Origin of the sequence: Bacillus cereus group sp. MYBK108-1 (assembly GCF_051917185.1) — a bacterium.
GTDB lineage: Bacteria > Bacillota > Bacilli > Bacillales > Bacillaceae_G > Bacillus_A > Bacillus_A cereus.
This window is the reverse complement of record NZ_JBQAHZ010000017.1, coordinates 1-14,542: the sequence shown is the minus strand read 5'-3', so window position 1 is coordinate 14,542 and position 14,542 is coordinate 1. Positions and strand designations below refer to the sequence as shown.

Sequence of the window (14,542 nt, the reverse complement as noted above, 5' to 3'; positions counted from 1 at the left end):
TCTGCATCATTTTGCAGATTCGTCTTTTTTCTTCGGCATTTCAATCGGGATAAAAATCTTTGAAAAACCGACGCATACATACTTATAATGTTCTTCACCTATATCAAACTCAGTCGTATATGTTGAGAAGAATATATAATCATTTCGCTTCGTATAATGATCAATTAATAACCCAACTTGTGGCTCAACATACTTTTTCGCTAACTTTTTACCGGCCGATGCCAAGTCGCCAAGGAGACCCTCTTCATTCTCTTTTTGAACTTCATCTAGCTTCTTACTCACATCATTACGCTTCATAAACTGCTTCGCTGCCCATTCTGTATATTCGCCCTTACTCGGATTACTGTTTGCTAAATATACTAGGAGAACGACAACTAAAGCCATAATAATATACTTTTTCTTCATACTATATCACCGCCTACTCTTTTCTATTTTCATATATATGTACAAGCGATGCAAATTAGAAAGACTATCACCTATTGATTGTAAACGAATAGCCAAAATTTACAATATGAAATAGAATATTAACAGTAAATTTACTTAATTTATATATAATTATATTCGGAATGAAAATTATAAGGGAGGATATAGAATTATGGATAATGAAAACAACATTTTTATTTCTAGTTCTACAATGATGCTTGAACCATGTAAACACCCTTATTACCGCACAAAAATTATCGACAGTAGCGGGAACCATCTTTACTCCTGTCAAACTGCTCTCCAACTTATACAGAAATCTTGTCTAACAAATATTCATTCTACTTATCAAGGGAGACGTAATGCCGTAAAAACAAAATTTAAATTCAAACAAAACGTTCCAATTCCGATCAATCATAGAGAATATATTTGTGCTTTCCCAACAGAATCTCCTGCTTCTCCAAATTGCATTTGGCTTTTCTTCAAACATGTTCATACAATAGAGTTTTTCAAAAAAGCTAAACAAGCTAAAATTCATTTTTCAAATGGAGCTACCGTAACGATACAAATTAGTCCCCATAAGTTAAGCCAGCAATTATGGAAAGCTGGATATGTATTATCCCAAATGAACATGCAAGATTCATCACCTTAATAACAAATGGAATGGAAGGTAGTATTTCCTTACCTTCCATTCTATTTTCTATTTTTATCCTTTTACACTATCTCGCATTTTCTCAAGTGCTTGCCGATACATCCATCTTACTTGATAATATGTCATTTCCGTCTCTAAAGCGATTTCTCCCATCGTCTTCCCTACAAAAAAACGTTCAAAAATAATATACTTCTCCTTCTCATCTAACACGCTCATAAAATCCTTCACTCTTATTTCAACATCCTCAAAATGAAAGATATCCTCATACTCTCCTACACATACACATCTCTCCTGCACTGCGAACTCTTTCTTCAATCTCTCTAATATATAACCTCGCACCGTGACAACTGCATATGCAGGGAAATACCCCTTCTTTTCATCAAATCTTTCATACGCATGCCAAAGACCGATTAAACCACATTGATAATACTCTTCATAATCTTTACGAATACCTAATTTCTTTATTTGATTTACAATCATCCCTTCATACAAAACAACTGCCTCTTTAAAAGTCGCTGGCTTCACACAGTACCCGTTTCTAAAAGGTATACCTTTCTAGTATTCCGCGGTACCTTCACAATATAAAAATAAAGAAAAGATTTCACTGTGAGTAATTTCAAATACTACCGACGGAATTTGAAATTACACTAGATAGTATTTGAAATTTTGTTGGTGGTATTTGAAATAGGGGTAAAAATAAAAAAGGTGACTCTTGGAAGAGCCACCTTTTCTATCTTATTTCCTTATTGGAACATACCTTGTAAAGCTCCGATTCCAAGAGTTAAAACAAAGAAAACAATAGTAATAATTGTTGCCTGCTTTTTAGTCAAACCTGCTGTAATTTGAAGACCTAGCCATGTAACTACATATCCCCAAATTGTAAACACTTCAAATTTACTTACAATACCTTTTACAACACCACTACTCGAGGCGAAAATTGGTCCTAGGCCAGTGTACATTTCTTGACCCGATCCACCTAAAATATAAGCTAAAATTATATTTATTAATACACCAATTAATGAAATAACACTTGAATATACAGTAATCGCCAATAATTTTTTATAAGAAGTATCATTGCTCATAAACACCATTAATACTTTATACACTACAGCACTTAGTAAGAAACTAAATCCCATACCAAGAGCACCTACACCGAATCCCATACCATATGTCATTCCAGCTGAAACAGTAACACCTAACTCCTTATTGAGCTCAATTGCTTCAGGTGTTAGAGAATATACATAAGCAGCAAATCCCCCAATAAGTCCACCTAATAAAACAAGTAGCCAAAACGCCCCCCAAACTGCATTACTCGTTTTCATTCTTTCGAACTGCACTCCAGGAGAAGTGATCATTCCGAACAATGATGGCTTTTCTCCACCAACTTTTTGCGTATTCAAATTAGCTTCCATTATAACGCCTCCTTCTATTTATATAACCCGTTCTAACGGGCGGTTCACTTCCTCACGCAAGAGGCTACGAACCGCCCACTAGAACGGTAATGTGTAGTTCTACTACACTATTAATTACTCATAACGCAATGCTTCAATTGGATCTAATTTCGCAGCTTTATTTGCTGGAATTAATCCGAAAATAATACCAAGTGTCATCGAGAACAGTACGCCTCCAACGACAACTTCCCATGAAACGAGTGGTGGCCATTTTGCGAATGTAGAAACGATATATGCTCCGCCATACCCAAGGCCAATTCCGATTAAACCACCTAGAAGCGTCAACATAACTGCTTCAATTAAAAACTGTAATAAAATTTTACTACGCGTTGCTCCAAGCGCTTTACGTATCCCAATTTCGCGCGTACGCTCCGTTACAGATACAAGCATGATATTCATAACACCAATACCACCAACGACTAATGAAATACCAGCGATACCACCGATAATCATCGTCATGATGCTAGTTACTTTAGAAACATTTTCTTGGAGTTCTTTTAAATTCACCAGTTCATATTTACCTGGGATTTCACTTGGCTTACGACTATTTAATACATCAACAGCTCGTTTCCCTGCTGCTTCTAAATTGTCTACATTTTTAGCTTGAATGGCGATATTTTGAATATCATCAGTTCCGTATAAAACAGGCCATAATGTAAGAGGGATTAACGCTTCTTCCATTTCAAATCCCATAAACTCATTATCAGATGTATACACACCAATAATTTGCATTGGCTGTCCCTTCATCTCAATAATTTGTCCAACTGGGTTTACGTCCTTAAATAACGTCTCCTCTGTTTTTGTGCTAATCATCACAACGTTATTCGCGTGAGAAATATCTGATTCATTTAAGGAGCGGCCCTTTACAACCTTTACTTTATTAACCGCAAAATATTCATTATCAAGTCCAATAACATTCAGCCTTGCTTTTTTATCATTTACATCAAGTGTCTCTGTCGTCGAATTTGTTGTAATAACGTGTGAAACATCTTTCACTTGTTTTACTTCCAAAATATCCTCTTCCGTTAACTTCGGTATTTCAAATCCACCTATAGCAAATTCATCATTAATATCTGTTTTAAATTGAATTGGCATAAGGTTATTACCACCAGAACCTGCGAATTTCGACTTCAACATCGCTTCCCCGCCTTGCCCAATTGCAACGACAGTAATAATCGAACCTACCCCGATAATAATACCGAGCATCGTAAGAGCAGAACGTAGTTTATGAGCTAAAATAGAAGATAAGGCAATTTTTATACTATCTAGTAAACTCATACCGCACACCTTCTATCTTCTGTAACTTTCCCGTCTCGCAGTACAATGCGGCGGGAAGAATACGCTGCTACTTCCTCTTCATGCGTAACCATAACAATCGTCGTACCTTCTGCATTAAGCTTCGTGAAAATATCCATAACTTGCTCACCAGACTTCGTATCAAGTGCACCAGTCGGTTCATCGGCCATAATGAACGTTGGATTATTTGCAATCGCTCTTGCAATTGCTACACGCTGCTTCTGTCCACCTGATAACTCATTTGGTAAATGATGCACGCGATCTGCCAATCCAACTTTACCTAACGCCTCCAAAGCCCGCTTGCGACGCTCCGCTTTCTTCACGCCACCATATACGAGCGGAAGCTCAACATTTTCCACTGCGGAAAGACGCGGCAGCAAATTAAAATGCTGAAACACAAAACCGATATATTCATTACGAATTAAAGCAAGCTTTGACTCGTCTGCTGTTAAGATATTCACGTCATTCAGCATATATTCACCTTCTGTTGGACGATCTAAACAACCGATAATATTCATAAGCGTCGACTTACCAGAACCAGAAGGTCCCATAATCGAAACGAACTCACCGCTCTGAATCGTTAAACTAATACCGTGTAAAATCGGCACTGCCAATTTTCCTTGATAATACGTTTTAGCAATATGATTTAACGTAATCATTTCTCTTTCACTTCCATTCCGTCATACACATCGTCGGAAGGATTTTTAACCACCTTTTGCCCCACTGTTACGCCTTCTACAACCTCTGTCCAATCTCCATCAGTAGAACCTTTTTTCACATTTTGTTTACGAAGCTTCCCTTTATCCTCAACATAAACAAATGCATCATCGCCTTTTGCTACAATGCTCTTACTTGGGACAGCAATCATCTTCTTATTCTCTAAGTTTACTTGCAATGAAACATGATAACCTGGAGATAAACCATCTTGACTATCAAGACTTGCTTTATATGTATACTGAGACATATTTTGAGTTGCTTCACCCATGCCGCCAGCTTGCGCCATCTCTGCACTTGTTGGGAACTCACTTACCTCTGTAATCTTACCTGTCCACTTCTTCTTATTATTTGCTTTTGCAGTTACAGTGAATGTTTGATCTTTTTGGATTTGTGACTTTTGAAGCTCAGTTAACGTACCTTGAACTTGGAATGGATCTTTAGAAGCTACTTGTAAAAACGCTTTTCCTTGACCACCTAACGCTTGAGATGAACTTTGTGCCGCATCTTTATCTAACTTTTGAACAACACCAGCAAAATTGCTATAAATCGTAAGTTCTTTCTGCTTCTTACTTAACTCTTCTTTCTGCAACTTTCCTTTTTCTTTCTCAAGGTCAATTGTTTTTTGTCCTATCTCTAACTCGTTTACTTGCTCTTCCATCGGATCTGTTACTTCTTTCCCAGCTCCGCTATCTTTCGCCTTCTTAATTTCTTTCTTTAACGAATCAATCTTCTTTTTTCCTTGATCATAACGCATATCCGCCATCTTCTGATCAAGCTCAGCTTGCTTCATTTGAAGATTAATCTCTTCATTGTCATAAGAGAATAACTTCGTACCTTTTTCTACCTCTTGCCCTTCTTTTACCTCAATATCTTTCACTTTTCCTTTGGCCGGATCTGCATAAAAACTTTCAATATTACCAGGCTTTACCTGACCAGAAATTAACTTCGTATTATTCAGCTTACGCTCTGTCACTTTCTCAAAACTTACAGCATCAGCATTTGTTGATGCACCCTTCTTCTTACCTTGCATAACAAAAATATTAATTGCCGCTACAATAACAATTAGTGCAATAACCCCAATAATAATCCATTTCTTCTTCTTGTTTGGAGTACGAACCGTATTTGGTAACATATTACCGCTCCTTTTTTATAACTTAATAGTTTAATATAAAAATTGTATAAAACTTTCTGAAAACAAAATACATATTATTACAATCTTTTTACAAAGTTTTACACATCCATTTATATTGTAACAAAAATTCCAATGATTAGAAATATGACATTATATCTTTTAAGATAGATTTAAGGAAAGGAAAAAGAGCAATTTTAATTGAATAGAAGCCATTCTTTATTAACAAACTTCTTGCCAAAATGAATCATTAAAATCATTTTCCTAATTGCACCATCGCTATTGTGTCATATATATTTGACATTTCATCTATTCAATTATAAAATGTCACATATAAATGACATTTTGGTACAAGAGGTCTACAACCAACAATGGGAGGGTTATATTTGAATAACGTTAAACAATATCGAAAATCTGAAGGGCTATCGCAGCTAGAGTTAGCTAAAAAAGTTAACGTGGCGAGACAGACAATAAATTTAATTGAAAATAATAAATATAACCCTTCTTTAGCCTTATGTATCGAATTAGCAAAAGCACTAAAAACAGATTTAAACAGTCTATTTTGGGAGGGAGATTAAATGATGAAAATTGAATGGAAAGAAAGAGTTTATAATAGTTTTGTTGGAACACTGAGTGAGAGAGATGAATATCAAAAACAAGAAATCAATAAAGAATTATCTGTAGCTGGAATTGGTTTATGGTGGCTAAATATGTTGGTAATGCTTATTATGTTACTTGTTGATACTATGAACCACACAATATCTATAGGAACAATATTCATTTTTCTATCTAATATGATTTATGCTAATTATTTAGTCTTTAAATTCAAGAAAAAAGGTTTAAGTGATACTGAATGTGCAACAAAAGAAGAATATTTACAACACAAGAAAAAATTAAGAAAAGCTGGCTTAAAAGCAGGTGTGCTTTGGGGCTTTCAAATGTTTGTTTTTATGAATTATATCCTTCCCTATGTAGGTTCAGAAGAAATCTCTATTTCTTTATTTGATGTTATGCTTTGGGGCTGCGCCGGCGGATTTTTCGGTACAACCATGTATCTATTTGGTTTATGGAATCTAAAAAAATTATATTAAGTAACAAAAGTCTTTTACATATTAAACTGCAATTTTACATACTGTTTGTTTTTTCTAATATAAAAGCTATCCAATCACAATTGGATAGCTTTTTCAAACAAAATATTACGCCGCTTTAGGATCTTTTCTCTCATGTCCACGTTGAACAATAAATAAGAAGATTGTTGATAAAACCGCTCCTGTTAATAGTAAGATGAAACAACCATCCCAGCCAGAACTATCAACAATAACACCAATTGCTGCGTTAGCTACAAGACTTCCGCCTACATAACCAAATAGACCACACATACCAACTGTCGTACCTACTGCAAATTTCGGTACTAATTCCATCGCACTTAAACCGATTAAGAACTGTGGTACATAAATTAAACAACCGATAATAGAAACTGCAATACTTACAACAAGTACGCTAGTTGCTTGCCAATATATAAACGTACCAATAACAACTCCAACCATACTAATAATACATAATGGCATACGTTTTCCTTTAAATAATTTATCACTTAAAAAACCAACGATTAATGAACTTGGAATTGCCATACCTTCAAAGATTGCATATGCCGCATGCGCTTCTGCTTTTGAAAATCCTTTAACTGTCGTTAAATAAAGTGGAACCCAGTTAATAACACCGAAACGAATTAAATAAACAAAAGCATTCGCAATACATAAGAACCATACAAATTTATTTTTCACTACATACTTCATTAAAATTTCTTTTGGTGACATCTTGTTAGCATTATCTGCTTTTTCAAGATTTTCATAGTCATTACGATACTCATCAATTGGAGGAAGACCTTCAGATTCTGGTGTATCCTTCGCATTGATCCAAACAAGTACTGCAATTACCATTGCGATAATCGCTGGGAAAATAAATACGCCGCCTTGCCAATGATTTTCACCGAAAATACCTACACCAATTCCGACAAGTGGTGGCACAAGCATTCCACCAACGTTATGTGAAATATTCCAAAGACCTGTTTTCGTACCACGTTCTTTCTTCGAGAACCATTTCGTCATAACAATACTACAAGGTGGTGCTCCCATACCTTGCACAATACCGTTAACAACAAGTAATGTAACAATCATCCCAAATGATGAGGCAAAACCGAAACAAATATTTACAAGCCCTGATAAGAATAAACCGACTGCGATAAAGCGCTGGGCGAAAGCTTTATCTGATAAATTCCCCATAAAGAACTTACTAAATCCATAAACAATTGCCATTACTGAACCTAGTAGACCAATTTCAGCTGTACTAAAACCATATTCTTGTACTAAATACGTACTTGATAACGTAAAGTTACTACGAACTAAATAATAAGCAGCATATCCAACTGAAATGCCGATTAACACACGAATACGTAGTAATCGATATACACGGTCGATCATATCCGCTGGCAATCTTTCAATTGCAGGTGCTGGCTTGAGCCATTTAAACATATATTTTCGTCTCCTTTTCTCACTTCAGAGAGAGACGCTGTCTATTCCATATCTCGATTATTCCGCTATTTGATATATTTTGGTTTGTTCTTCTAACCGGCTGTCCTTCTATTTCTTTCTCATTCTTCGCAAACATCGTTGGTACGCCAAACGACACTTTTTCTAAAATATGCCCCGCTTCTTCTGATAAACAATAATCAATAAATAAATCCGCAATAATACCACTCGGTGCACGTTTTAGTTTAGAAATCGCATTAACAGATAACCCTGTTTGCTCAGGTTCGTTACTTAAAATCGGAAAACCTTGTTTTTGAAGCATTCTCTGATCTCCCATAAAGTTGATGCCTATCATATATTCACCGCTCGCAACAAGTTCTGCTGGGATGTAACCATTCACTGTTACTTCTCCAACTTGTTCCGCCAGATTCTTCACATATTCCTTCGCTTCCTCTTCACCTAACGTATCAATCAGTGATTGGAAAAACGTATATGCTGTACCTGAAACATTTGGATCGGGCATGACAATCTTTCCCTTATATACTGGATTCAATAAATCTTTCCATCTTAACGGATACGAGAGACCGAGCGGCGCTATTTCCTCGTTCCACCGCTCTTTATTAATCGCAATTGCCAGCTTCTCTACTTCATAACCGTACCAATAACCATCTTTATCTTTAACAGTTTTTGAAATACGATTTGCATGTTGGCTTATCACAGGAATAGAAAGATTTTTTTGCTTCATCATTTGATGCGCATCTACTGTACCGCCAATAATAATATCCGCCTTCGGATTTCCAGCTTCTTCTTCCACTCTACGAAGAAGTTCTTCTGTTGAAAGACGAATAAATTCATACGTACATCCGCGCGGCTTACAAAATGATGAAAGTAACGCTTCACCAACTTCCTCACGAGCCGCCACATACGCAACAATATGACGATCATCCAAAATAGGGAGACCATTTTTACTATATTTAATAGAGGTTGTATCTCGAGAGCAACTAGACATCGCTCCTCCAATTACTAGCAAAAAGAAGAAAAAGGCTATCTTTCTCATGACGCATTCTCCTTTACGAATAACTCTGCTAGAGAGCCTTTCATATACATGACATTTCCGTTATTATCACCGAGATATTGCACAACAAAGTACGATGGATACACAGAAATCGTAAGAATATCTTCACGATCATTCTTTACACGCTTACCTGTTTTATAAGCTGTAATATAAGCAATCGGTTCATTCTGCGATTGTAATAACTTCTGAATTTCTCCGTAATCTGTAATTTGCTTTGCGTATCGAATAGAATCAAGTATGTGCGTAAGATTGATAGTACGTACCACATCGCCTTGACGTACTACGACATCCTTTGCTGAAGCAAAGAAATCACTAATACGCTCTGGCGTGTAATACAGGCTTAATAAATACGTTTGAAGTGCTGAAATCATCGGATCCATGCCATTCTTTCCGTATACATTTTCCCCATACTGGAACAAGTCACCTACTGCAAAAGTACGCTTATGTCCATTCAAGTACGTTACTTCTCCAGTAAATACTTGTTCTTGGCTCTTAACGTCCCCAGGCTCTATTCGAATTCGGTCAAAGAATGAAACAATCGTATGCAAACGAACTTCATCCGTTACAACGATTTCTCCCCACTTTTCATGTCTTACTTTCACTTCAATTGGAAGAGATTCATTCACCCTTTGTAAAACGGCTTGTTTATCATTTACAATGTTAATTCGATTATAGATTTGCTTCTCCATAACATAAAACAAAAAAAGAGAAACAATCATACAAATGACAAACATAAGAATTTGAAATGATAGCCTTTTCATTTCTGCCTACCTCCAAGATAAAAAAACGTTGTTTCGAAAATACCGCATAATTGTTTCATAAATGTATCATTTAACCGCTTTCAAGTTTTTTATGTCTTCCATCCTTCTCGGAAGCAAAAATGTAATGAATATTGTAGTACCTATTTCTTCACTACTCTCAATCCGCATGCTTCCGCCCTGCTTATTCATAATCTCCTGACAAATATACAAACCATAACCATTCCCGTAACTAGAAGGAAGTGCCTTTCCTTTCGGAGACTCATTCCACTCTGCAAGCACCACTTCATCTATACCGATCCCATCATCATGAACAAAAACCTTCGCCTCATGCTCATTTACAATTACATTCATACGAATGTGCGAAGCATCACTATACTTAATTGCATTATCAAGCACATTTAAGAAAATTTGCTTCGTCTTATCAAAATCTGCAACAACATGTACATCCGTTAACTCATTTATCACTTCAATTTCAAACTGATTTAGACGAGGTTTCACAATTGAAACTGCTTCTTCTGCCAATTCCTTTATATTCACAACTGTAGGTGACACTTCAAACGTACTCGTCCCATATTTCGAAGACTTAAGCAGTTCCTCTACAAGTGATAATAAACGCTCACTTTCCACCGCCACATAACGAAGACTTTCCTGTACATCTTCTTTCGATTGTAACTTCGGAATTAAATCAACATAACCGATAATTGCCGTTAGCGGTGTTTTTAGCTCATGCGTAATGCGGTCTAGGAAATCTTTCTGCTTCTCTTTCTCCTCCTGCAATTGCTTAATATGCAGTTCAATTCCATCGGCCATCGCGTTAAAAGATGCGGAAAGCTGAGCGATTTCCACGTACTCATTTAACTCAATCTTACTCTTATAATCACCATTCGCGAGCCGCTGTGCCATTTGTCTCAACTGATCAATTGGTTTATGAAGAGACTTCGCCAAACGAATCGCAAAGAAAATACCGGTAGCTACTAGGCAAAGAGACGTCATTAAGAACGTCCAGCTCACATTTGTTAAAACTTCCTTCTCACCCGTTAACTCATTTATAAAACGAATACTTCCAATGACATCGTTTCCATAATAAACCGGGCTTGAAAACAAAAGAATGGGAGCGGGATCCGCCTCCTCAAAAACATAAGACTTCTTTCCCTTCAAGGAACTCTCAATGTCGATGTTACGGTGAAGCAATGCTCCTTTTTGTGTATCTGCAACAACATCGCCATTCTTCCCGATCATCTGCACACGGACATCCATACGCTTCGCTAAATACGACGCAATTAAAAGTGAATTCGGACCAAGCGTATCCACTTCTGCTTCCTTCTCTAAATAATTCATCGTATAAATTTGCGCTTCTACACTTAACTTTTCTAAAGAATCTGCTGCGTTATGATACATATTCTTTTCTAACGTAATATAAACAACTGCATATAAAAGAACAAAAATCGGAATTAACAGCCCAACTATTCCAAACACCATATTTCGCTTTAAAGACATACCATCACCACTTAACAATCCAGTTTATAGCCCACGCCATAAATTGTCTTAATATATTCTCCGCTCGTCCCAAGCTTCTTTCGAAGTCTCTGCACCATAATATCAACCGCTCTCGTATTTCCGATATACTCAAATCCCCATACTTTCTCAAGCAACTCATCCCTCATAAACACACGCTGCGGATTTGAAACAAACAACTGACATAAATTAAACTCTCGGTACGTTAACTGAATCTCTTGTCCACTCACATGTACCTTTCTTTCCTTAGGACAAATCACTATCTCTCCAGCCTCAATTACTTCATGACTTACAGCGACCTCCGTCTTCTTTACACGCCGCGCCATATTCTTAACCCGAAGAATAAGCTCCGCATAATTAAACGGCTTCGTCACATAATCATCAGCACCCAGCTGCAAGCCAAGCAACTTATCATTCATCTGACTCTTTGCTGTTAACATAAGCACCGGAATATCCCTATCCCTCTCACGGAACAAACGAAGCAACTCATACCCATCCGTATCCGGAAGCATAACATCCAAAATCAATACATCTGGCCCTTCATTCCATCGCTCCAAAGCTTCTCTCCCATCAGCCGCTGCCAATACTTCATAACCTTCCATCTCCAACTGCATCCGAATCAAATTACGAATACTCGATTCATCATCCACCACAAGTATTTTCATCATTCTCCTCCTTCCATCATGTATTATAGTACAGTTTAGTATAGCAAAAATCCTATAAAAAAAGAGAGGGTATTGTCGAACATATTTTGTCGACGATACCCTCTCCCCTTTTATTATTTAGCTACAAAATAATCCGTTACATATTGTGCCCAAACTTCATGACCTTTAGCAGTTGGGAAACCAAATTCTTCTTTTAAATATGGTAGGATAGCCTTTGTCGATGCATCCGGCCATGCTCCCCAATGATCAATATATGTATAATTATTTTGAGTTGCAAATTGTTTTAATGCTTCAATTGCTTTCGGATAATTCTTCGCACCATACACTGGATTTGATGGTTGAATCATAATCGTAGCACCCTTTGCACTAGTAGAAAGTGCTTGAACGAACTTCTGTGTATTTGCGACAGAGTTCCCATTACCAGTTTTACCGTTATCAGTAATAAATGGTGGCTCAAATAAAATTACATCTGGATTCTCTTTCGCAATCTCTTTATCACGCTTATTCGCAATTAACTCTTCTGTGCTTTCACCCTTATATTCCTTTACAGTCACATTCCATAAACCTTTACCGTAAGCAGTTTCTAAATTAGACGTTAACTTAGCTGCCCAAGCACCTTTTTCAGATGAAGAACCTTCATCACCAACGATAACAAGATTTACTGCTTTTTTATCCTCAGCAGCTTTCTTTAACTTCTCTTTCACTGCATCTGGCAAGTTCTTCGCATATGCTTCATTGAAAGATGACTTTGTATCTTGTTTTTTCTCTTCCTTTTTTTCTTCTTTCTTCGCTCCGCTATCTTTCACTTCATCCTTTGTTTTCGTTACTTCACTCGTTTGTCCTGTTGCATTCGCAATCTTCTTATTCCAGTACAATTTACCGCTCACAATCGAAGCAACAAACAATACAAAAATAACAAGGACAAGTACTGCTTTCTTATTCATCGATTCACCTCATCTATTAATCTCACAATATATAATACTAATATAAATCCACGCAAAAATAAACCCAACTCCTTCCAAAGGAGTTGGGTTATTACATACTACTTAGTCACTTCAAGATGTGCTCTTAATTTATTCGTTAAATCTTGTTTTGCAGCATCTGGAACATAGTAGTACCAAATACCATCAGCAGCTTTGTGGCCGTCACCCGGGATTTGGATATCCTCACTATTTTTCAAACAATCTTTATAATTCTTTTGCATATCAAACATTTGATCTTGCGTTAAGTTTGTTTTCACGTTCTTTTGGATTGCTGTAAGTACATCTCCATAGCTTGTTAAAGAAGAGAAGGTTGCACCTTTCTTAATAACAGCTTGCATCACTTGACGTTGACGCATTTGACGACCGAAGTCGCCTCGTGGGTCTTCTTTGCGCATACGTGTATATGCTAGAGCTTGATCACCTGTTAAGTGAATATTCCCTTTCTGGAAGTGTTTCCCTTCTAGGGAGAATTCTAAATCATTATTAACATCGACACCGCCTACTGCATCTACAATATCTTTAAATCCTTCCATGTTTACTTCAATATAGTAATTGATAGGAACATTTAAGAATTTTTCTACTGTCGCTACAGACATGTCTACGCCACCAAATGCGTACGCATGGTTGATTTTATCACTTTTACCCTTTCCAACGATTTCAGTATACGTATCACGCGGAATACTTACTGTTTTCATTGAATTATTTTTAGGGTTTAATGTAATGACCATTAAAGAATCTGAACGTCCTTTATCTCCACCACGCTCATCTGCACCTAATAGTAAAATTGAAACAGGTTCAGATTTATTGATTTTTTCTTCTGGTTTATTACCTTGATCGCGTTTTAATGGTTTATGAACTTCATCTAATGTTTTTGAAACAGAAGAATATATATTATAAGCGTAAGCTCCTCCACCTATAATTAGTACTCCTATAATTCCTAATATCCAAAATAGGATTTTCTTTTTCATGCTTTTAACCTTCTTTCTTCAGGTACCGCTATCAAATTATTATAACTACAAAATATAAAATACATTATACATGTAATTCAATTTTTAAGCCAAACTATATTGATAACTCAATGAAAGTTTTAGCAACCTATAACCAATTCTCTAGTTACTAACTTTTTGATATCCAGTCTTATTTTCAGACTGCCACCTCCAAGAATCTGCACACATTTCTTCTAATCCGCGTGTTGCCTCCCAGCCTAATTCACGCTTTGCTTTCGATGCATCAGCAAAGCATACTGCCACATCACCTGGGCGACGCTCTGTAATTTTATAAGGAACTTTCTTACCCGAAACTTTTTCAAACGCTTCAACCATCTCTAGTACACTATAGCCCATACCTGTT

17 protein-coding genes are annotated in these 14,542 nt (G+C 36.6%); 3 read left to right on the top strand and 14 right to left on the bottom strand.

Annotated features, from left to right (window positions below):
- Positions 1 to 6: 6 nt before the first annotated feature.
- Positions 7 to 405 carry a DUF4359 domain-containing protein gene (locus tag ACTFSL_RS20575; protein WP_000731405.1) on the bottom strand — a complete coding sequence of 133 codons (399 nt, stop codon included), beginning with the start codon at positions 403 to 405 and terminating at the stop codon, positions 7 to 9.
- A gap of 190 nt (positions 406 to 595) precedes the next feature.
- Between ACTFSL_RS20575 and ACTFSL_RS20570 the strand changes: the two genes are divergently transcribed.
- Positions 596 to 1,072: a competence protein ComK gene (locus ACTFSL_RS20570; protein ID WP_000368309.1), complete on the top strand. Its 477-nt coding sequence runs from the start codon at positions 596 to 598 to the stop codon at positions 1,070 to 1,072.
- A gap of 54 nt (positions 1,073 to 1,126) precedes the next feature.
- Here the strand turns inward: ACTFSL_RS20570 and ACTFSL_RS20565 are convergent, their stop codons facing one another.
- The 5 genes from ACTFSL_RS20565 to ACTFSL_RS20545 all read right to left on the bottom strand — a co-directional run bounded on the left by ACTFSL_RS20565 (position 1,127) and on the right by ACTFSL_RS20545 (position 5,668).
- Positions 1,127 to 1,597 (bottom strand): sigma-70 family RNA polymerase sigma factor, encoded by a 471-nt coding sequence (locus ACTFSL_RS20565; RefSeq protein WP_002025078.1) that lies wholly within the window; start codon positions 1,595 to 1,597, stop codon positions 1,127 to 1,129.
- A 218-nt stretch (positions 1,598 to 1,815) separates the two neighbouring features.
- On the bottom strand, positions 1,816 to 2,484 hold the full coding sequence (locus ACTFSL_RS20560) for a Yip1 family protein (protein ID WP_000387955.1): 669 nt from the start codon (positions 2,482 to 2,484) through the stop codon (positions 1,816 to 1,818).
- Positions 2,485 to 2,598: 114 nt separating this feature from the next.
- Positions 2,599 to 3,801: an ABC transporter permease gene (locus ACTFSL_RS20555; protein ID WP_000054370.1), complete on the bottom strand. Its 1,203-nt coding sequence runs from the start codon at positions 3,799 to 3,801 to the stop codon at positions 2,599 to 2,601.
- Positions 3,798 to 4,478 carry an ABC transporter ATP-binding protein gene (locus tag ACTFSL_RS20550; RefSeq protein ID WP_000631603.1) on the bottom strand — a complete coding sequence of 227 codons (681 nt, stop codon included), beginning with the start codon at positions 4,476 to 4,478 and terminating at the stop codon, positions 3,798 to 3,800. The genes ACTFSL_RS20555 and ACTFSL_RS20550 overlap by 4 nt, the downstream gene beginning before the upstream one ends.
- The gene (locus ACTFSL_RS20545) at positions 4,475 to 5,668 is read right to left on the bottom strand and encodes an efflux RND transporter periplasmic adaptor subunit (protein ID WP_000937326.1); all 1,194 of its coding nucleotides are present in this window, start codon (positions 5,666 to 5,668) and stop codon (positions 4,475 to 4,477) included. Before ACTFSL_RS20545 ends, ACTFSL_RS20550 begins: the two co-directional genes overlap by 4 nt.
- Before the next feature lie 383 nt (positions 5,669 to 6,051).
- Here ACTFSL_RS20545 and ACTFSL_RS20540 point away from each other — a divergent pair, with 383 nt between their 5' ends.
- Entirely contained in the window at positions 6,052 to 6,243 is a 192-nt protein-coding gene (locus ACTFSL_RS20540; RefSeq protein ID WP_001067016.1) for a helix-turn-helix transcriptional regulator, read from the top strand.
- Positions 6,244 to 6,756, top strand: a complete 513-nt coding sequence (locus ACTFSL_RS20535) for a DUF3278 domain-containing protein (RefSeq protein WP_000975596.1) — start codon at positions 6,244 to 6,246, stop codon at positions 6,754 to 6,756.
- 105 nt (positions 6,757 to 6,861) lie between these two features.
- Here the strand turns inward: ACTFSL_RS20535 and ACTFSL_RS20530 are convergent, their stop codons facing one another.
- The 8 genes from ACTFSL_RS20530 to ACTFSL_RS20495 all read right to left on the bottom strand — a co-directional run.
- The gene (locus ACTFSL_RS20530; RefSeq protein ID WP_000477601.1) at positions 6,862 to 8,196 is read right to left on the bottom strand and encodes an MFS transporter; all 1,335 of its coding nucleotides are present in this window, start codon (positions 8,194 to 8,196) and stop codon (positions 6,862 to 6,864) included.
- 19 nt (positions 8,197 to 8,215) lie between these two features.
- Entirely contained in the window at positions 8,216 to 9,250 is a 1,035-nt protein-coding gene (locus ACTFSL_RS20525; RefSeq protein WP_001225641.1) for an ABC transporter substrate-binding protein, read from the bottom strand.
- On the bottom strand, positions 9,247 to 10,029 hold the full coding sequence (locus tag ACTFSL_RS20520) for a DUF3919 family protein (RefSeq protein WP_440042290.1): 783 nt from the start codon (positions 10,027 to 10,029) through the stop codon (positions 9,247 to 9,249). Before ACTFSL_RS20520 ends, ACTFSL_RS20525 begins: the two co-directional genes overlap by 4 nt.
- Positions 10,030 to 10,095: 66 nt before the next feature.
- A complete protein-coding gene (locus tag ACTFSL_RS20515) occupies positions 10,096 to 11,526 on the bottom strand; it encodes a HAMP domain-containing sensor histidine kinase (RefSeq protein ID WP_033696092.1) in 1,431 nt (476 codons plus the stop codon).
- An 11-nt stretch (positions 11,527 to 11,537) separates the two neighbouring features.
- A complete protein-coding gene (locus ACTFSL_RS20510; protein WP_000699557.1) occupies positions 11,538 to 12,209 on the bottom strand; it encodes a response regulator transcription factor in 672 nt (223 codons plus the stop codon).
- Positions 12,210 to 12,322: 113 nt separating this feature from the next.
- Positions 12,323 to 13,153, bottom strand: coding sequence for an SGNH/GDSL hydrolase family protein (locus ACTFSL_RS20505; protein ID WP_088349214.1), 831 nt, complete (start codon positions 13,151 to 13,153; stop codon positions 12,323 to 12,325).
- 98 nt (positions 13,154 to 13,251) lie between these two features.
- Positions 13,252 to 14,160, bottom strand: a complete 909-nt coding sequence (gene tagU, locus ACTFSL_RS20500) for a polyisoprenyl-teichoic acid--peptidoglycan teichoic acid transferase TagU (protein ID WP_440042289.1) — start codon at positions 14,158 to 14,160, stop codon at positions 13,252 to 13,254.
- Between the two features lie 141 nt (positions 14,161 to 14,301).
- A partial coding sequence (locus ACTFSL_RS20495) for a GDP-mannose 4,6-dehydratase (protein WP_440042287.1) occupies positions 14,302 to 14,542 on the bottom strand: 241 nt, incomplete at its 5' end.

Coding starts and splice junctions, on each gene's coding strand:
- ACTFSL_RS20575 (WP_000731405.1), bottom strand. CDS start 405: ATGAAGAAAAAGTATATTATTATGGCTTTAGTTGTCGTTCTCCTAGTA.
- ACTFSL_RS20570 (WP_000368309.1), top strand. CDS start 596: ATGGATAATGAAAACAACATTTTTATTTCTAGTTCTACAATGATGCTT.
- ACTFSL_RS20560 (WP_000387955.1), bottom strand. CDS start 2,484: ATGGAAGCTAATTTGAATACGCAAAAAGTTGGTGGAGAAAAGCCATCA.
- ACTFSL_RS20555 (WP_000054370.1), bottom strand. CDS start 3,801: ATGAGTTTACTAGATAGTATAAAAATTGCCTTATCTTCTATTTTAGCT.
- ACTFSL_RS20550 (WP_000631603.1), bottom strand. CDS start 4,478: ATGATTACGTTAAATCATATTGCTAAAACGTATTATCAAGGAAAATTG.
- ACTFSL_RS20545 (WP_000937326.1), bottom strand. CDS start 5,668: ATGTTACCAAATACGGTTCGTACTCCAAACAAGAAGAAGAAATGGATT.
- ACTFSL_RS20535 (WP_000975596.1), top strand. CDS start 6,244: ATGATGAAAATTGAATGGAAAGAAAGAGTTTATAATAGTTTTGTTGGA.
- ACTFSL_RS20530 (WP_000477601.1), bottom strand. CDS start 8,196: ATGTTTAAATGGCTCAAGCCAGCACCTGCAATTGAAAGATTGCCAGCG.
- ACTFSL_RS20525 (WP_001225641.1), bottom strand. CDS start 9,250: ATGAGAAAGATAGCCTTTTTCTTCTTTTTGCTAGTAATTGGAGGAGCG.
- ACTFSL_RS20520 (WP_440042290.1), bottom strand. CDS start 10,029: ATGAAAAGGCTATCATTTCAAATTCTTATGTTTGTCATTTGTATGATT.
- ACTFSL_RS20515 (WP_033696092.1), bottom strand. CDS start 11,526: ATGTCTTTAAAGCGAAATATGGTGTTTGGAATAGTTGGGCTGTTAATT.
- ACTFSL_RS20510 (WP_000699557.1), bottom strand. CDS start 12,209: ATGAAAATACTTGTGGTGGATGATGAATCGAGTATTCGTAATTTGATT.
- ACTFSL_RS20505 (WP_088349214.1), bottom strand. CDS start 13,153: ATGAATAAGAAAGCAGTACTTGTCCTTGTTATTTTTGTATTGTTTGTT.
- tagU (WP_440042289.1), bottom strand. CDS start 14,160: ATGAAAAAGAAAATCCTATTTTGGATATTAGGAATTATAGGAGTACTA.